The organism is Dehalobacter restrictus DSM 9455 (assembly GCF_000512895.1).
GTDB lineage: Bacteria > Bacillota > Desulfitobacteriia > Desulfitobacteriales > Syntrophobotulaceae > Dehalobacter > Dehalobacter restrictus.
The window spans coordinates 2,230,084-2,248,017 of the sequence record NZ_CP007033.1 but is presented as its reverse complement, the minus strand read 5'-3'; the positions used below and the strand labels follow the sequence as shown (position 1 = coordinate 2,248,017).

General features: G+C 49.4%; 16 protein-coding genes. All 16 read left to right on the top strand.

From position 1 onward, the window contains the following. Positions 1-31: 31 nt before the first annotated feature. The 16 genes from rsmH to DEHRE_RS10670 all read left to right on the top strand — a co-directional run bounded on the left by rsmH (position 32) and on the right by DEHRE_RS10670 (position 17,927). Positions 32-970: a 16S rRNA (cytosine(1402)-N(4))-methyltransferase RsmH gene (gene rsmH, locus DEHRE_RS10745; RefSeq protein WP_019226175.1), complete on the top strand. Its 939-nt coding sequence runs from the start codon at positions 32-34 to the stop codon at positions 968-970. A gap of 21 nt (positions 971-991) precedes the next feature. Further along, a complete protein-coding gene (locus DEHRE_RS10740; RefSeq protein WP_019226176.1) occupies positions 992-1,516 on the top strand; it encodes a septum formation initiator family protein in 525 nt (174 codons plus the stop codon). Between the two features lie 47 nt (positions 1,517-1,563). Continuing rightward, positions 1,564-3,621, top strand: a complete 2,058-nt coding sequence (locus tag DEHRE_RS10735) for a penicillin-binding transpeptidase domain-containing protein (RefSeq protein ID WP_019226177.1) — start codon at positions 1,564-1,566, stop codon at positions 3,619-3,621. Between the two features lie 78 nt (positions 3,622-3,699). Further along, the gene (locus DEHRE_RS10730) at positions 3,700-5,178 is read left to right on the top strand and encodes a UDP-N-acetylmuramoyl-L-alanyl-D-glutamate--2,6-diaminopimelate ligase (protein ID WP_019226178.1); all 1,479 of its coding nucleotides are present in this window, start codon (positions 3,700-3,702) and stop codon (positions 5,176-5,178) included. Next, positions 5,168-6,577, top strand: coding sequence for a UDP-N-acetylmuramoyl-tripeptide--D-alanyl-D-alanine ligase (locus DEHRE_RS10725; protein WP_019226179.1), 1,410 nt, complete (start codon positions 5,168-5,170; stop codon positions 6,575-6,577). The genes DEHRE_RS10730 and DEHRE_RS10725 overlap by 11 nt, the downstream gene beginning before the upstream one ends. A gap of 125 nt (positions 6,578-6,702) precedes the next feature. Next, positions 6,703-7,710: a phospho-N-acetylmuramoyl-pentapeptide-transferase gene (gene mraY / locus DEHRE_RS10720; protein WP_019226180.1), complete on the top strand. Its 1,008-nt coding sequence runs from the start codon at positions 6,703-6,705 to the stop codon at positions 7,708-7,710. Positions 7,711-7,728: 18 nt separating this feature from the next. After that, positions 7,729-9,096, top strand: coding sequence for a UDP-N-acetylmuramoyl-L-alanine--D-glutamate ligase (murD, locus tag DEHRE_RS10715; RefSeq protein WP_019226181.1), 1,368 nt, complete (start codon positions 7,729-7,731; stop codon positions 9,094-9,096). A 19-nt stretch (positions 9,097-9,115) separates the two neighbouring features. Next, positions 9,116-10,231 (top strand): putative lipid II flippase FtsW, encoded by a 1,116-nt coding sequence (gene ftsW, locus DEHRE_RS10710; RefSeq protein ID WP_019226182.1) that lies wholly within the window; start codon positions 9,116-9,118, stop codon positions 10,229-10,231. Continuing rightward, a complete protein-coding gene (murG, locus tag DEHRE_RS10705; protein WP_019226183.1) occupies positions 10,232-11,341 on the top strand; it encodes an undecaprenyldiphospho-muramoylpentapeptide beta-N-acetylglucosaminyltransferase in 1,110 nt (369 codons plus the stop codon). Positions 11,342-11,406: 65 nt separating this feature from the next. After that, on the top strand, positions 11,407-12,282 hold the full coding sequence (murB, locus tag DEHRE_RS10700) for a UDP-N-acetylmuramate dehydrogenase (RefSeq protein WP_025206026.1): 876 nt from the start codon (positions 11,407-11,409) through the stop codon (positions 12,280-12,282). A 21-nt stretch (positions 12,283-12,303) separates the two neighbouring features. Beyond that, positions 12,304-13,566 carry a UDP-N-acetylglucosamine 1-carboxyvinyltransferase gene (gene murA, locus DEHRE_RS10695; protein ID WP_019226185.1) on the top strand — a complete coding sequence of 421 codons (1,263 nt, stop codon included), beginning with the start codon at positions 12,304-12,306 and terminating at the stop codon, positions 13,564-13,566. A gap of 61 nt (positions 13,567-13,627) precedes the next feature. Then, on the top strand, positions 13,628-14,353 hold the full coding sequence (locus DEHRE_RS10690) for a cell division protein FtsQ/DivIB (protein WP_019226186.1): 726 nt from the start codon (positions 13,628-13,630) through the stop codon (positions 14,351-14,353). A gap of 13 nt (positions 14,354-14,366) precedes the next feature. Then, complete coding sequence (locus DEHRE_RS10685) at positions 14,367-14,711, top strand: small basic family protein (protein WP_019226187.1); 345 nt, start codon at positions 14,367-14,369, stop codon at positions 14,709-14,711. Between the two features lie 152 nt (positions 14,712-14,863). Beyond that, complete coding sequence (gene ftsZ / locus DEHRE_RS10680) at positions 14,864-15,928, top strand: cell division protein FtsZ (RefSeq protein ID WP_019226188.1); 1,065 nt, start codon at positions 14,864-14,866, stop codon at positions 15,926-15,928. Between the two features lie 340 nt (positions 15,929-16,268). Next, the gene (locus tag DEHRE_RS10675) at positions 16,269-16,721 is read left to right on the top strand and encodes a peptidoglycan-binding domain-containing protein (protein WP_019226189.1); all 453 of its coding nucleotides are present in this window, start codon (positions 16,269-16,271) and stop codon (positions 16,719-16,721) included. Between the two features lie 312 nt (positions 16,722-17,033). After that, a complete protein-coding gene (locus tag DEHRE_RS10670) occupies positions 17,034-17,927 on the top strand; it encodes a sigma-E processing peptidase SpoIIGA (RefSeq protein WP_019226190.1) in 894 nt (297 codons plus the stop codon). Positions 17,928-17,934: the final 7 nt, after the last annotated feature.

Here is a 17,934-nt window from a genome sequence, read left to right as displayed (position 1 = left end):
GCGATAAAGCAAAGGAAGGAATGGCTCTCAAGTGGTTTTTGAACACAAAAGCGTCCTGCTGCAAGAGACAATTGAAATGCTGTTTACAGACCCTGACGGACTATACGTGGACTGTACGCTGGGGGGAGCCGGACACTCGGCACTGTTGCTCCAGCGGTTGAGTGCTTCGGGCAGGCTGGTATGTTTTGATCAGGATGAAACTGCTGTTGCCAATGCCCGTATGAAGTTCACCAATAACTCAAGAGTCACTGTTTTTCAAAAGAACTTTGTGGAACTTGAGGATACGATTCGAGCGAATAGCTTATTGCCGGTAGCGGGGATCATGTATGATTTAGGGGTCTCGTCGCCCCAACTGGATGAAGCGGAAAGAGGCTTCAGCTATATGCAGGATGCAGCGCTCGACATGCGCATGGACCGCAGAAAACCGCTTACTGCCGAAGAAATCGTCAACAGCTGGAGTGTGGAAGACCTGACCGGAATCGTCCGGGATTACGGAGAAGAAAAATGGGCGCTGAGAATTGCAAAGTTTATTGGCGAAGCCCGAACTCACGATAGAATCAGAACAACAGGGCAACTTGTTGAAATCATAAAGAATGCGGTCCCTGCTGCAGCCCGCAGAGAGGGACCTCATCCTGCCAAGCGCACTTTTCAGGCTTTAAGGATTGCTGTGAATAAAGAACTTGAGGTACTGGAAGAAACATTGGATCAGGCTCTGCGTTGCCTGCAGGATGGCGGAAGAATAGCCGTCATTACCTTTCATTCTTTGGAAGACAGAATTGTTAAAAACAAATTTCAGTCCTGGATGGGCAAATGTACATGTCCGCCTTCTCTTCCGGTATGTTGCTGCGGGGCAAAACCCCTTGCGAGGCTGGTCAATAAAAAACCGATTGTTCCATCCAGGGAAGAGGAAAATGATAATCCCAGATCGCGGAGCGCCAAGCTTCGTACTGCTGAGAAACTTAAGGTCTAAATAGGGGGGGAGAAGAATACGATGTTAACAGCACAGAGAAAACTACAATTCAATGAATCCTTTGCCTATCAGGAATATGATCAAATTGTTGATAAAGGCAAGCCAAAGGCCAAAAAAGCCACCCCGTCCAAAAAGACCTCTCAGATGTTGAAGTACCGGGCCATAGCGCTCTTGGTCATGTTGGGGATCATTGGAATGTTCGGTCTGATTGGGGCCAAAACAGTACACATCACCGTGGTCAAAGCTGCGGAAATCAAAGCCCTGCAAAAAGAAATTCAGACCCTGAACGTAGAAAATGATCTGTTGCAGGTTGAAGTCGACAAGCTCAGCTCCGTTTCCAGAATTGAAAAGGTTGCTCTGGCGATGGGCATGGAGAAGCCGGAAGGAACGATCTATATCGCCAGCAGCCTGATCCAGCCTGAGAGTACAGCAGAGGTTGACCAAACTCAGAAGACTGCGGCGGTGCCGGATGAAGGCAAAGCCAATTCTATACTTGGAAATGTATTCAGCATATTTTCTAGTTTTTTTGCTTCAACCCAAAGATAGCGTCGCCTGAGTTTAATCTACCTCTGTTCAAAAGGGGTAGATTTTCTATGGTGCAATACATCAAGACGCGTAAAAGAATTCTCTTATTATTTGGGCTATGCAGCCTTTTCCTGCTGATTCTGATTATCCGGCTCGCGTTTGTTCAGCTGCGGGACGGCCCTTTTCTAAAAGACCTGGCGGATGCCGAGCATTACCGCGGCGTTCCGGTCGCAGCTAAAAGAGGCAATATTGAAGACTGCAACGGCAATATCCTAGCGATGAGTGTCAGTGCCCAGACAGTCTATGCGATTCCGGCCGAAGTCAGAAAATCCAAGAGGCAGGATGAAATAGCGGCCGGACTTGCCGCTATTCTGGATATGGAGCAAGGACAGGTCCTGCAAAAAATTACGAAACGGACTTCCGTCGAGTATGTCAAAAAGAAAGTATCTGCGGAAGCTGCGGCAGAGATCACCGGGAAAAATTTCCCGGGTATCGGTATTATCGAAGACAGTACACGGTTTTATCCGAATGGCTCACTGGCGGCGCATATTTTAGGTTTTACCGGAATTGACAGTCAGGGGCTGGAAGGAATTGAATACTCCAGGGATGAAGAGCTTACAGGAACATCCGGCAGCATCCTTACCGAATACGGGGCAAACGGCATAAAAATTCCCGGAGGCCAGCATGAATTTATCCAGCCGGTTCAGGGAAATACAGTCAAACTTACCATAGACAAAAACATCCAGGCTTTTGCCGAAAGAGAGCTGGCTAAACTGATGGCCGGCCAGGGTGTCAACATGGAAGGCAAAGTCCCAAAGAATGCCTCTATTCTTGTTATGGAGCCTTCAACAGGACGGATGCTGGCGATCGCTTCTGCACCCACTTATGATCCGAATAACTACCAAGCGTCCAATGCGTCAACCCGACGGAATATTGCAATTCAAAATGGCTATGAACCAGGGTCAACCTTTAAGATCATTACACTCGCAGCAGCGATTGAAGAGGGTGACTATAACCCGAAAGAAAGCTTTACAGATCCCGGTTATGCGACAATTTTAAACAAAAAAATCCGCTGTTGGAAAGCTGGCGGGCACGGAACTCAAACCATGGTGGAAGTTGTCGAGAACTCCTGCAACCCGGGATTTATTATGCTGGGGCAGCGCCTCGGGATGGATAAGTTTTATCAATATCTGACGGCGTTCGGTTTCGGGCAGAAGACAGGGATTGAAATGTCCGGAGAGGCGAAAGGTATCCTGGCCAAAAAGAAGAAAGCAACGGCCTTGGATCTGGCTACGATGTCCATTGGCCAAACCAATAATGTTACCCCTATTCAGCTCCTGACAGCAGTTTCGGCAGTTGCCAACGGGGGCACGCTGCTTGAGCCCCAGTTGGTTCAGGAAATCACGCTGCAAACGGGTCAAGTGGTTGTCCCATTTGCAAATAAGACGGTACGTCGGGTCATCAGTGAGGATACAGCTAAGCTCGAACGTGAAATCCTGGAGTCTGTCGTCACCAATGGCACGGGAAGAAGAACCTTTCTTCCCGGCTACCGGGTAGCCGGGAAAACCGGCACAGCCCAGAAAGTCGGCAGCGGCGGTTATATCCAGGGAGAATATGTTGCTTCTTTTATCGGGTTTGCGCCGGCAGATAATCCACGTCTAGCGATTCTGGTCGTCATTGATGGTGTCCCTTTCTACGGCGGGGTCGTGGCAGCCCCGGTATTCTCGAGCGTTATGCTCGATTCCCTGAAATATCTTGGCATCCAGCCTGATCTGAATGCTCCGCTCACTCCGGGAGAACCGCTTTATGGTGTGGAGTTTCCCGCTGTTAAAGAGGCCGCTACAGTGCCTTCCGTTTTGGGGTATTCTCCAGCTGAGGCTCAAAACGCCCTTAAAAAACAGGGATTCAACGTGAAAGTTGAAGGAAGCGGCGCAGTTGTAATTGACCAGATCCCGCATGGTGACGCAGAGATCGAAAAGGGTTCGACAGTGCTGCTTTATCTCGGAACGGAAACAGGTAAAGAAACCTTAGCTCCCTGGCTGGAAGTGAGTGACCCGGATGTGGAAGCGATTGAAAACCTGGGAGAGCGGATCCCGATCAGCCTGAATCCGGACCTGGCCGAATAAAGACGATAGGTCACAATCGGGATGGAGTTAGAAAAAAAAGCATGATTGTGGTAAGATAGCTGAGAAGAGGTGTAGCTCGTGTCTAGTTTTGAAAAAACACTGGCGGAAATCATTGACACTATGAAACAGGTTGAAGTGCTTGGAGATACGCAGACGGTAATTAATGGGATCGCTCATGACTCAAGAACGGTATCTCCGGGCAATCTATATGTATGCATTAGAGGTTATCAGGCGGACGGTCATGCGTTTGCCGAGGCTGCGGTCCGGGCTGGTGCTACAGCGTTAGCCGTGGAGGAGTTCTTGCCGCTAGCCGTACCCCAGCTTAAATTTACGGATACCCGGAAGGCTATGGGTTTTTTAGCTGCTGAGGTCTTCGGGAAACCATCCGACCGACTTGAACTTGTCGGTGTAACCGGGACGAACGGCAAAACCACAGTGACGCATCTGATTGAGCGGATCGTGCAGCAAAGCGGCAAGAAAACTGGTCTGATCGGTACACTTGGCAGCAGAATAGGAAACAATGCGTATCCCGGCCAGCATACCACGCCTGAATCGACGGAAATTCAACTTTTATTAGCTGAAATGGTTGCGGAAAATGTGGATCTCGCTGTGATGGAAGTATCTTCGCATGCGCTCGATTTGGGAAGAGTCAACGGCTGCGTATTCAATGCCGGGATTTTTACCAATCTGACACAGGATCATTTGGATTACCATAAGGATATGCAGGAATACCTCAAAGCGAAGGCGCTACTTTTCTCCGGCTTGAACGGCGGAAAAGCCGGCCAGCTGGCTGTGCTCAATGCTGACGACGGCTCCTGCGTTTTTCTGAAAGAACAGGCAGGTTGCAGGGTAGTCACGTATGGCGTTGACAACGAGGCGGACTACCGGGCTGTGAATATCAGGCTTTCAGACAGAGGTGTTGAATTTGACGTGCTTTTTCACGGGAAAAGCGCCGAACTTTTTTACAGTACCCCTGGTAAATTCAGTGTTTACAATGTCTTGGCCGCAATTGCCTGGGCACTGGAAAGCGGATATCCGACTGAGATTGTGATGCAAGCGCTTCACAGTATCAAAGGGGTTCCGGGCAGATTTGAGAGTATTCGCAAAGGCCAGCCTTTTCTGGTTATTGTCGATTATGCACATACACCGGACGGCCTGGAAAATGTTTTGCGTACGGCCAGAGAAATTACTGCTGGAAAGCTGATCACAGTATTTGGCTGCGGCGGGGACAGGGACCGAAAAAAAAGGCCGCTCATGGGAGAAGCCGCCAGCCGTTTTAGCGACTACATTGTCGTAACCTCAGATAATCCCCGGACTGAAGATCCTGATGAAATTATTGAAGATATTATTCCGGGGCTTAAATCAGCCAATTACAAGGTGATAAAAGACCGCCGCAGTGCGATCGACGAGGCCTGTATGGCAGCCGGTTCCGGGGACACGGTACTTATCGCCGGCAAAGGACATGAAGACTATCAGATTCTTGGCACGGAGAAAATACATTTTGATGACCGGGAAGAAGCAGATAAAGTTCTTAGGAGATTGGGTTATGTGGAATAGCGGTATAATTGCCGAAATTCTTGGCGGCAGACTTTACGGTTCGGAGTCGGCTTATTTTAAGGGATGCGTCATTGACAGCAGGGCAGCTTTCGAAGGAGTGCTGTTCACTGCGATCCGGGGAGAAAAGACCGACGGGCATCTATTCATCAACAAAGCTTTTGAAGCCGGGGCGTCAATTGCGTTGGCGGAAACCCGCAGCCTGGGAGAATTGGGGCTTCCGGTTATTCCCGCAGGCAAAGCAATCATTGCTGTGGAGGATTCTCTACGGGCTTTGCAGGATTTAGCCAGGGCGTGGAGAAAAACGCTGGATCCTGTGGTCATTGGGATTACCGGCAGCTGCGGCAAAACTACGACCAAGGATATGACGGCTGCCGTACTTGCTAAAAGCTTTAAGGTTCATAAAAATCTGGAAAACCATAATAATGAGATCGGGCTGCCACTGACCATCCTGAATGCACCGGCAGGAACCGAGATCATGGTTCTGGAGATGGGAATGCGCGGACTCGGGCAGATTAGGGCCCTTTGCCATATTTGCAGCCCTTCGGTTGCTGTGATCACGAATATCGGGACAACACATTTGGAGTTGTTAGGATCACAGGAGAATATTGCGAAGGCCAAATGGGAACTGGTTGCCGCTCTGTCGGAAGGAGGCATAGCCGTGCTGAATGCAGAGGATGCGTTCAGTGTCAACAAGGCAGCCGCTGCTGATGTGAAAAAAGTCTTCTACGGGATTTCCGGTAAATATGCGTCTCCAGATGTTTATGCTGTCAATATCCACAGCTCCGGGACGCTAACGACGTGTTTTGAAGTTGTATCCGGCGAGGACAGAGCTGAGGTTCGCCTCCCGCTGCCAGGAGAGCACAATGTGCTCGATGCACTGGCGGCTTTGAGTGTTGGGCTGGCTAAAGGGGTATCCCTGGCTGAAGGAGCCAAAGCACTCGAGGAAATGGAACTGTCCAAAATGAGGCTTGAGATTCAGCAGGGCGTTTTCGGGAGTACGATCATTAATGACGTGTATAATGCAAATCCTACCTCCATGAAAGCTTCACTGCACGTGCTGGCTGAAAGGGGAGGGGCAAAGACGATCGCAGTGCTTGGCGAAATGTATGAATTGGGGGATTCTGCCGTCCCCGGTCACCGGGATGTCGGTCGGACTGCTGCGAAGTTGGGAATCAACACGCTGATCACGGTCGGCAAAATGGCTGAAGATATTGCGCAAGGAGCCTCGGAGGCAGGCTTCCCTGTCTCCGGCCTTCATGTTTGCAGCGAATGCGCTGAGGCCGCTTCGCTTGCGAAGTCACTTATTAAGGAGATGGGTAGTGACGTGTGGATTTTAATTAAGGGGTCTCGCGGCATGAGGATGGAGCGCGTGAGCGGTGCGCTTTGTCAGGAAGAGTAGACGACGATATTTTTTCGGGTTGGTCTGCGAGCCACAATACCGCAATTCGCCGAAAAGCGGTATTGTGGCCTGCAGACCTACCCCAATGACTAAGTTATTTTAGCTAAGAAAGGAACATTCGGGAAGTGACGGAAAAAATCTATTTGGCGGCAGGAATTGCCCTGCTGGTAAGTCTTCTGGCGGGACCTTTTTTGATTCCGGTTCTGCGTACGTTAAAATTTGGTCAAAGTATTAGGGCAGATGGTCCCAAACGGCATCTTGCCAAGGCCGGGACACCGACGATTGGCGGACTTATATTTCTTATTGGAATAACAGCCGGGGTGCTGATTATTGCGGAAAAACCTTATTCACCCGGAATAATAACCATGCTCCTTGTGACCTTGGGCTTTGGCTTGCTTGGTTTTCTGGATGATTTTTTAAAAGTAATTAGGAAGCAGAACCTTGGCTTACGAGCATGGCAGAAACTGACCGGGCAAATCCTGCTTGCGGTGATATTAGTCGGAGTATCCACCCTGTACCTTGGTAGGGGTACAGCGGTAGAACTTCCGTTCACTGCTTTGGAAATAGATTTAGGGATTTTCTATTATCCGCTGGTCATACTTATTGTGGTGTATATGTCCAATGCGGTTAACCTGACAGACGGACTGGACGGACTGGCCGCAGGCTGTACAGTTATTTCAGCTGTCGGCTATGTTGGCATCGCTTATCTGGCTGCGCGGACAGGATTTATTGACGGCATCGATGTTTCTTCCAGCGACCTCGCGGTTTTTGCCGCGGCCATTGCGGGAGGCTGTCTGGGATTCTTAAGGTTTAACATTCACCCAGCCAGGATCTTTATGGGCGACTGTGGATCACTTGCTCTGGGCGGAGCGCTGGCTGCGGTCTCGGTCCTCAGCAAGAGTGAATTTGTTTTGCTGATTCTCGGCGGGGTCTTTGTCCTGGAAGGTCTGTCCGTTGTTTTTCAGGTTGTTTCTTTTCAGACCCGGGGGAAGAGGATATTTCGGATGAGTCCGGTGCACCATCATTTTGAATTGGGCGGCTGGAGCGAAAAAAAGGTTGTACGTGTTTTTTGGCTGGCTGCAGCCATCTTTACGTTGATTGGGGTTAGCGCCTTTTGGTTGATGATCAATTAAGGTTGGAGGGATCGTACTGTGGAATTAGCCGGAAAAAGAGTATTGGTCGTAGGCGGCGGCAGGAGCGGCCTGGCTGCGGCCCGGAAGCTTCAGGGCAAAGCGGCGGAGGTCTTTCTTACTGATATGCAGCCTTTGGCCAAGCTTACAGGTATAGATGAATTGAAACTGGACGCTGCTCATCTTATTTTGGAAAGGGAACCGGAGCTGAAGGATATCAGGCCCGATTTACTGGTTTTATCACCGGGGGTTTCCCCGTTCCTGCCGTTTATACGGCAGGCTTCAGCGACGGGTATTCCACTCTGGAGCGAGGTAGAGCTTGCTTTGAGGGATTCAAGGGCAGTGATTACCGGCATAACCGGAAGCAATGGCAAAACGACGACCACGACGCTTGTCGGAGAGCTGGCTAAGGAAACCGGACGTGAGACGGTCGTCGCTGGGAATATAGGGCTTGCTTTATGCGGCCAAGTTGAACATCTTGATCAGAACGGAATTGTCGTTGCAGAGCTTTCGAGCTTTCAGCTGGAACTGATTAATAAGACCAGGGTGAACATTGCGATCTTTTTGAACTTGACACCGGATCATCTGGACCGGCACGGTTCACTGGAGAAATATGCTGCAGCTAAAGCCAGGATTCTTGAAAACCAGACGGAACAGGATTTGGCCATCCTAAACTGGGATGATCCGACTGTTAAAGAATTAGCCGCTATAGCCAAGGCCCGGGTGGTATTCTTCAGCTTGAAGGAAAATTTGCCAGACGGAATCTGCTTAAATGGAGAGGATATTGTCCTGAAAAAAGATCATAGCGTTGCCGCGACGATCATCGGACGCAAGGAACTGCTGTTGAAGGGTGGCCATAATCTTGAGAACGTGATGGCTGCAGTGGCAGCTGCGCTCGAGTTCGGACTCGATATCTCCAAAATTGCTGACGTACTGCGTCACTTTCGGCCGGTGAAACACCGCCAGGAAATCGTTGGCAGATTTGAAGATATTCTGTATATTAATGACTCCAAGGGAACCAATCCGGACTCATCAATCAAAGCCCTTCAGTCCTATGAGGAACCGATCGTGCTGATTGCTGGAGGTAAAAACAAAGGCCTTGATATGACAGAATTCTTGCAGGAAGCACGTATAAGGGTAAAAAGTCTGATTTTAGTGGGGATGGCGGCTCCAGAGCTCGAGGAGATTGCTGTCCGTTTAGGGTTCCCGAAAATTATCCGGACGCTTGATTTTAAGGATGCTGTCAGTATTGCTATTACCGAGGCAGTGCCGGGTGACGTCGTCTTACTGTCGCCAGCCTGTACAAGTTGGGATATGTTTAAAAGTTATGAAGAAAGAGGGGAATTGTTTAAGGATTTGGTGCGTAAGCATTATAGCGAACCCGAATGATTTTGGAGGGGGGAGCTATGTGATCCGAAAATTTCTAAAGGTCGACCCGGTTCTGCTAGGCGTGATTCTTATCCTGCTGCTGATCGGGATCATCATGACCTATAGTTCCAGTGCTGTGAAAGGCTACCTGTACTATGAGGATCCTTATCATTATTTCAAAGCGGATCTGCTGTGGGTGGCTCTGGGGCTTGCAGCCATGGGTGTCGCCGTTATGATCGATATCGCGTTTCTGCATAAGTGGGCGAAACCTATTTTATACACAGCTTTGGTTCTGCTGATCCTGGTTAAGATCCCGGGAATCGGCAGGACAGTGAATGGTGCAACCCGCTGGATTGGACTTGGTCCGATGTCCATCCAGCCTTCCGAAGTGGCGAAACTGGCCATGGTGCTGACCATGGCGAGGTTCCTTACCGTGAATCCTTATCAAATCAAGTCATTCCGTAAGGGCATCATCCCTTCCCTGGCTTTGCTGGGTGTGGTCTGTGCCCTGATTATGCTGCAGCCTGATCTCGGCACAACGCTGGTAATTGCCGCTACTGTTTTCTTTATGCTTCTGGCCGCAGGGGCCAGAATGTGGCACATGGCAGGCCTTGGTCTGGCCGGGCTGGCGATGGTGGTTGCCGCGATTGCAGCTGCTCCGTACAGAATGCGCAGGATCTTTGCTTTCCTTGATCCATGGGCTGATCCTTCAGGTAAGGGCTATCAGACTATTCAGTCGCTCCTGGCTCTCGGGCCTGGCGGATTATTCGGACTGGGACTCGGTCAAAGCAGACAAAAATTTCTTTATCTGCCTGAGAACCATACAGACTTTATTTTTGCCATGGTTGGAGAAGAGCTTGGTTTTGTCGGTGCCTCACTCGTTGTTCTGCTCTTTTTCCTTTTCATCTGGCGCGGCTTCCGGACAGCCATGCTGGCGCCGGAACCATTTCTTGGTTTGATGGCCGTGGGTTTGACATCCCTGATCGGGATCCAGGCAATGGTCAATATGGGTGTGGTATCGGGCGTTTTGCCGGTAACGGGAATCACCCTGCCATTCCTAAGCTATGGGGGTACATCACTTTTATTTACAATGATCGGAGCCGGGCTGCTCTTGAATATTTCTGCGGCTGCGGGCAGATCTGAGGAGGTCTTTTAATTGCGGGTTATTGTAACCGGAGGCGGCACAGGCGGGCATATCTATCCTGCAATGGCAATCGCCAAAGCGCTGCAGGAGCGACTGAATGATATCCGTGTCCTGTACGTTGGAACAAGAAGCGGCATGGAAGCGAAGCTGATTCCGGAAAACGGTCTCGAATTCCGCGGGATATCCGGTCAAGGGATGCCGCGGCAGTTAAGCGCCGAAATACTGAAAGCAGCCGGCACGAACGTTCGGGCCTTATGGGAAACGAAAAGGATCTTGAAAGAATTCAGTCCGGATCTGGTTGTAGGGACCGGCGGCTATGTATCCGGCCCGGTGGTACTTACAGCAGCCTTTTTTGGTATCCCGACCGTTTTACACGAACAGAACGCTTTTCCGGGCAAGACCAATAAAATATTGGCCAGAATGGTCAAATGTATTTTGTTGACATTTTCGGAAAGTGAAAAATATTTTAGGGTTAAAGACAAGCTTAAGGTTGTCGGCCTGCCGGTCAGGGAAGAAATCGGCAAGATTGACCGCAAAGCCGGAGCTAAGGCCTTTGGTCTTGATCCCGGCAAGAGAACAATCTTGGTCACCGGCGGTAGCAGAGGTGCACTGAGCATCAATCAGGCGCTGACCGGACTCCTGCCAAAGCTGGCCGAATACCCGGATGTCCAGCTGATCTGGGCAACCGGGACAGCGACGCATGATACGGTTTTACATGAGCTTGAAACGCGTAACATCAACTGGCAAAGAGAGCAATGGAGAATCTTAGCCTACGTTGAGCATATGCCTGAAGCTCTGGCCTGCTCCGATTTGTGCATCTGCCGGGCTGGGGCATCCACGCTGGCAGAAATCTCGGCTGCAGGGAAGACCGGTATCCTGATCCCGTACCCGTATGCAGCTGAAAATCACCAGGAATATAACGCCAGGGCTTTTGAAAATAAGGGAGCAGCCTGTGTTATTTTAGATAAGGAACTGAATGCGGAGATTTTGTGGGACAATGTTCAAAAAGTGCTGTTGAATTCGTTTAAACTGGAAGAAATGGCCGCGCGGGCCAGGGAGGTATTTGCGCCTGGAGCTTTGGACCGCATTATCAATCTCTGCCTGCAGAATGCCTGGAGATAAACTTCTTTAACACTGCAAGCCGGATCAGCATACGATATGCTGTAAGGAAAAGGGAAAGGAATATCATGTACTTACCGAACATAAAGGGTAGGATTGAAAAAGATTATCCTTTAAAAAAGCTGAATACCTGGAGGATCGGCGGTATGACCGAACTTGCTGTCTGGCCCCGGGACACTGAGGAACTGGTCTCCGTGATTGATGGGTGCAGGAAGAATAACATACCGTTTCTGCTTCTGGGCCGGGGTTCAAATGTATTGCTGCCGGATCACGGATTCAAGGGCGTGGTGATTGTTGTTACAGCCATGGACAGCATTCGCTGGCATGGTGAAGAAGTCACGGCCGAAGCAGGTTATCCTCTGATGCGTCTGGCCCGGGAGGCAGGAGAGAGCGGCCTTAGCGGGCTCGAGTTTGCCTGCGGGATACCAGGGACACTCGGCGCAGCAGCAGCCATTAATGCAGGTGCTTATGGCGGAAAAATTGGTGATTTGGTTAAGAAAGTTAGTGTATTGACGGCCGAGGGAAAAATTGAAATTATACCGAAGAACCAGATTGCTTTTGGGTATCGCAGCAGTTCCCTTTTAGAAAAGGAATGCATTGTCCTGGAATGTACGCTGTCCCTCCATCCAGGGGATCAGGCCGTGATCCAGGCTCAGATGCAGGGTCTTATGGCTAAAAGGAAAGAACATCAGCCGCTGGAGTATCCCAATGCAGGAAGTGTATTCCGCAATCCTGTCGGAGACTCCGCGGGAAGGCTGATCGAGCAGGCAGGGTGGAAAGGACGCCGCCTTGGGGATGCTCAGGTATCTGAGAAACATACCAATTTCATTGTGAACAGAGGGAACGCCTCATCCACTGACATTTTAACGCTTATTCAGGTAATTCAAACAGATGTGTCCGAAAAATTTGATATTCAGCTCGAAACAGAAATACGCGTCATTTAATTGGCTAAAGGGGGAGGAGACATGACGATGGATCGTTATGTCATTACGGGAAAACAAAGACTTGAGGGAAGTATTCGGACCAGCGGAGCAAAAAACGCATCACTGCCGCTCATGGCAGCCGCCATTCTGGCCGATGGAAAAACAGGACTGCAAGGAATTCCTCATCTCACAGATATCCTTTGTATGGGCGAAGTTCTGAAAAGCCTTGGCTGTAAAACACAATTCAGCTCAAATGAACTGACCATTGATTCCTCTTCACTGAATGACTGCATTGTCGATGAAGCGTTAATGCGGAAAATGCGGGCATCCAACTTGATTTTAGGCCCGATGCTCGCACGAAACGGAAGGGTAAAAATATCCAGACCGGGCGGCTGTGCGATTGGGACACGTCCGATGGATCAACATATTAAAGGATTGCAGGAGCTCGGCGTACGTGTTGAAGAGAGACATGGATACATAGAGGCCACAGCGGGGAAACTCAGGGGCGGAGATGTCTATCTGGATATCCCGAGTGTCGGGGCTACGGAAAATATCATGATGGCTGCGGTTCTAACCGAAGGCACAACCATCATCCGCAATGCGGCCAGAGAACCGGAAATTGTTGACCTGCAAAATCTACTGAATAAAATGGGAGCCAGGATCAGAGGGGCTGGGACTCACGTCCTGCGCATCGACGGCGTTGCGAAACTTAAGAGTACGGAACACACCGTTATCCCTGATAGGATAGAAGCCGGCACGCATATGGTCGCTGCTGTCATGACAGGCGGGGATATCCTGGTGGAAAACGTGATTCCCGAACATATCAGCCCCATTATTGCCAAACTGCGCCAGGGGGGGGCTGAAGTGACTCCTTATGGAGACAGCGTCAGGGTACGCCAAAAAGGACAGTTTAAAGCGCTCGAAATTAAAACGCTGGTCTACCCAGGATTCCCGACCGACATGCAGCCGCAGTTCCTGGCACTGTTAACGATTGCTGACGGAACAAGTATTGTTTCCGAGACGATTTTCGAAAACCGCTTCCAGCATGTCGCTGAGTTGAGACGGATGGGTGCCAGAATCACCGTCGAGGGAAGAACCGCAATTATTAACGGCCGGCCCAACCTCGAAGGTGCGTTTGTGGAAGCAACTGATTTGCGCGCTGGAGCAGCTCTCTTTTTGGCAGCTTTGGCTGCTGAAGAGGGTACGGTTCTGGAGAGAATCGATCATATTGACCGGGGTTATGAAGATCTTAAGGAAAAATACAGGGCTTTGGGAGCAAAAATACAGCGGGTTGTCAAACAATAGTGTTGCACCTTGCCAGGCGGATAATGTAAAATAGATAAAACGAGAGCAGGAGAGGAAGATTTTGGCTCAAACCAGATCAAATACATTTTGGATCTACGCAGCGGCTTTGATCTGTCTCATTGCTGTAGGATTTTATATGTTTTCCAAATCAGATTTTTTTAACGTGAAGGAAGTCAGGACAGAAGGATTAAGCAATGTCACCGCGAATGAAGTATTACAGCTTTTGGGAACAGTAAAGGGTGAGAATATTTTTTTGACCGATAGCGAAGCCCTGGCGATGAAGGTCAAGCTGCACCCGCTGATTGATCAGGTGCAGGTAAAAAAAGAACTACCGGCAACGCTGGTGGTCAAAGTACAGGAACGTGTTCCGGTCGCAATGATCTTAACTGGTGACGGGGTTGTCGTCGTGGATCTTCATGGCGTCATTCTGAAGTTTTATGATTCCTGGCCCGCGGAAGACAACCCAGTGCTGACCGGAATCGAAGTCCCTGAAACAATCGGGCCTGGGCAAAAGATTAACAATGTGAATCTGAACAAAGCCCTTCTTTTGCTGGGACAAGCCCCTGCGGAACTTCTGCCGCTGATTGGAGAGGTTCACAGTACAACGGACGGGCAAATAAGCCTTTATATGACCTCCGGCATTGAAGTGAAAATAGGATTTGACGCCGAGTTTACAGAAAAGCTGAAGCTGCTTCAGGAATTGTTAAACAGTGAAGAATACAAAACAGTTGAAAAAGCAATTAAATATATCGATTTAACTGCAGGGAAACCTGTTTTAGGAAGATAGCGAGGGATAGATCATGTGGCTGCTGCCGGTTTTCGGATTAATTATTGGACTGTTCATTGGGTTTGTAAGTCCGTTTAGTATTCCGGTTGATTATACCAAATACTTTTCAGTGGCGATTTTAGGTGCACTGGACTCAGTCATGGGCGGCATAAGATCCTATCAGGAAGATCATTTCGACAGCACGATCTTCCTCAGCGGTTTTATTGTCAATATCATTATGGCCAGCTTGCTGGCATTTATCGGGGACAGAATAGGCGTAGACCTGTATCTTGCTGCCGTGGTGGCCTTTGGCACCAGATTATTCCAAAACATCAGTATTGTTCGCCGACATATCATTAATAGATATCATAAAACCTGATTGGAATCAAAAAAATTTAAATATTATGACGGAAAAAGAGGAGTAATAGTTTCTCATCTCGAACTCATATAGTTGGGTTGACGATTAACCGTTTGCATCGGAAAAACATAACCAATAGATGAGGACTAGAATAAGGAGAGGCAGGGGAAAAGATGCTCGAATTCATTAGTGATGAGATGCAGTTTGCACGGATCAAGGTAATAGGAGTCGGCGGCGGCGGAAACAATGCCGTAAACAGAATGATTTCCGTTGGTCTTAAAGGAGTAGAGTTCATCGGGCTGAATACAGATGCTCAGGCGCTTCAAATGTCCAGAGCAGCTGAAAAAATACAAATCGGCATTAAACTCACCAAAGGACTCGGTGCAGGAGCTAATCCGGAGATCGGTCACAGTGCGGCCGAAGAGAGCCGCGACGAGATTGCCAAAGCGCTGCTCGGTGCCGATATGGTTTTCGTTGCCGCCGGTATGGGCGGGGGCACAGGAACGGGAGCTGCACCCGTTGTTGCCGAGATCGCCAGGGAAATTGGAGCCTTGACAGTCGGCGTTGTTACAAGGCCTTTCTCGTTCGAGGGACGCAAAAGAGCCATGCAGGCTGAAAGAGGAATCCTTGAACTGAAGGAAAAGGTTGATACGCTGATTACCATTCCAAATGACAGACTCTTGCAGGTTGTCGATAAACATACGACGGTCCAGGAAGCCTTCAGCATTGCAGATGACGTACTGCTGCAAGGCGTACAGGGAATTTCCAACCTGATCACTATTCCGGGACTTATCAATCTTGACTTTGCCGATGTCAAGACCATCATGTCCGATACCGGTTCGGCACTGATGGGTATTGGACAGGCTTCCGGAGAAAACAGAGCGGTCGATGCCGCCCGCAAGGCGATTTCGAGTCCGCTGCTTGAAACCTCGATTGAAGGCGCGAAGGGTGTTCTGCTGAATATCACCGGCGGTCCAAGCCTGACCCTGCTTGAAGTCAACGAAGCTTCCGAGATTGTCGGTGAAGCAGCCGATCAGGAGGCCAACATTATCTTCGGTGCAGTCATTGATGAAAACCTAAAAGATGATGTCCGGGTAACGGTCATCGCCACAGGCTTTGACCAGCGGTCCAGCTTTGTCAAAAAAGTAAAGAACCCACAGGAAACAGCCAAGATGGATGACTTCAATCCATTCAAGGATCACGTGGATATCCCGAATTTCCTGAAGTATAAAAGATAAACACCGACTTTTAATCATAAAAGTTGGTCTATTTAATGCTGAAGGCGTCTCAAATAAGGCGTCTTTTTTGCTATCCTCATTAACTCAGAAAACTGCCGAAAGACTGATCAGGCTCTTAAAAGAAAACGACTCCGGAAGAATACCGGCACAACATAGCAAATTACAGATACCCACTCACCACCGCCAGGCCTGTCCCAGAATCTGAGGCGCCTCAGATTCTGGGACAGGCCTTTTTCACATAGTCACCCTAAGAAAACATAAGATGGTGGTAAGCTTATAAAAACGATAATGCCCAGAACTTACTAGAAAATATAAGGATAATTACGAGGGGGTAGCTTCAATGAGCCTTCGGTTAACTAGAACTCTCAAGCTAGAGATGCGTGGCAATGACGTCAGACAGCTGCAAATTGCACTGATCGAACTGGGTTATAATCCGGGGAATCCGGATGGTATCTTTGGTCCCCGTACCCAATCAACAGTAATGGCCTTTCAGCAAAATAACGGGCTGGTACGGGACGGAATTGTAGGTCCGGCAACTATAGCAGCTTTGAACAGGACCCTTACTGAACCTGCTTTTCTCAAAGTCGGTTCCCGAGGTCCGGAAGTTGCTACACTGCAGTCAATCCTTAAAGAACTCGGCTATGACCCAGGAATGGATGATGGAGTATTCGGGCCTAAGACCAGGGAAGCTGTGATTGCTTTCCAAAGAAATTATGGACTTACCCAAGATGGGATTGCGGGACCTCAGACTTTTACAGCTTTAGATCAGGTAATCCGCCGCAAGACGACGTAATTTCCACAAACGTTAATATTTAACGAACTACCACCAATATGCTGGTGGTTAATTTAGCGACCACATACATTGAATCCCAGAGGTTTGGCACGTCAGCGAGGATTAGAGCGAGCAGCTGCGAGAACGTGCAAGCGGGGTGCTTTGGGCAAGGCTGATACCCCGGAAAAGAAAAAATAACCAAATATCCCCCATAATCTGTATTCCCTTAGCCAAAAAAATCGCATCCCAAGCCCACGTAAAGCGACAGGATTTCTCTCTGTGCAGAGGTATAATTTGTTAATGAAATGACTTCGCGCAGAAAGGATTTCGGGTATGGTCTACCTGGATATTATTCTGTTCATCAATGGGGCTATGGATGCTTTTTTGTTGGTTTTTACGGCCCATCTGCTTCGAAAAAAGATTCAGGTTCGAAATCTACTGGGAGCAGTTCTTCTTGGCGAGCTGCCAATTGTATTCATCATCTTTGGTCCCTCGTGGGTCATCGCTGTTTCCAGAATCCTGATTCCTGTCGGCATGGTCGCAGTAGCTTTGAAAACCAGAACAATCCTTGACCTGGCTAAAGGACTCCTGTATTTCAGCCTTCTGGCATCCTTAAGCGCCGGAATCTATTATGCGCTGGCGGGTTGGCTTGGGCTGGAAGGCACAGGGCTGGCTTTAAAGGATTTATGGGTCCTGCCTGTGATTGCCCTGATTCTGACCGCAGGCTGCCGGGTCTGGGAGAGAATCCAAAAAACGACGTTATTTCTCGATAATGTATGCTACGAGGTTGAGCTGTCTTTTGAAAATGGACGGCAGGCACAGATTAAGGCACTGCTGGATACCGGAAACGAACTGCGGGATCCGCTGACCGGGACACCTGTGATGGTTGTGGAAGAAAAAGCTGTGGCCCAGGCCCTGCCGGAAGGAATTCAAAGGTTTCTGCTTATGCCCTGGCGGGAAAGTGCCAACCCCTGGACTTATATCTGGAATAGTGAAGACCCCTGTATACAAAAAATGGTGTTTATTTCCGCCAGGGGAATCAATGGCCAGACCTGGCTGCCGGGAATCCGGCTCGGATCTGTTAAGATCCGTCAGGGGGAAAAGGTATGGGAACATGCCGTTACCGCCGCCTTGGTCCCGCATGGTCTGAACTCGGAAGGTAAATTTGTGGCCCTGCTGCATCCGGAACATATTCAAAAGCCAGTTGGCAAGGAGGAGATCGCCTGATGAACCG

Bases quoted from the DNA above. Each gene is read 5' to 3' on its own strand.
- DEHRE_RS10685 (WP_019226187.1), top strand. From the start codon at position 14,367: ATGTGGCTGCTGCCGGTTTTCGGATTAATTATTGGACTGTTCATTGGG.
- DEHRE_RS10670 (WP_019226190.1), top strand. From the start codon at position 17,034: ATGGTCTACCTGGATATTATTCTGTTCATCAATGGGGCTATGGATGCT.
- murB (WP_025206026.1), top strand. From the start codon at position 11,407: ATGTACTTACCGAACATAAAGGGTAGGATTGAAAAAGATTATCCTTTA.
- murA (WP_019226185.1), top strand. From the start codon at position 12,304: ATGACGATGGATCGTTATGTCATTACGGGAAAACAAAGACTTGAGGGA.
- DEHRE_RS10725 (WP_019226179.1), top strand. From the start codon at position 5,168: ATGTGGAATAGCGGTATAATTGCCGAAATTCTTGGCGGCAGACTTTAC.
- ftsZ (WP_019226188.1), top strand. From the start codon at position 14,864: ATGCTCGAATTCATTAGTGATGAGATGCAGTTTGCACGGATCAAGGTA.
- DEHRE_RS10740 (WP_019226176.1), top strand. From the start codon at position 992: ATGTTAACAGCACAGAGAAAACTACAATTCAATGAATCCTTTGCCTAT.
- DEHRE_RS10675 (WP_019226189.1), top strand. From the start codon at position 16,269: ATGAGCCTTCGGTTAACTAGAACTCTCAAGCTAGAGATGCGTGGCAAT.
- DEHRE_RS10735 (WP_019226177.1), top strand. From the start codon at position 1,564: ATGGTGCAATACATCAAGACGCGTAAAAGAATTCTCTTATTATTTGGG.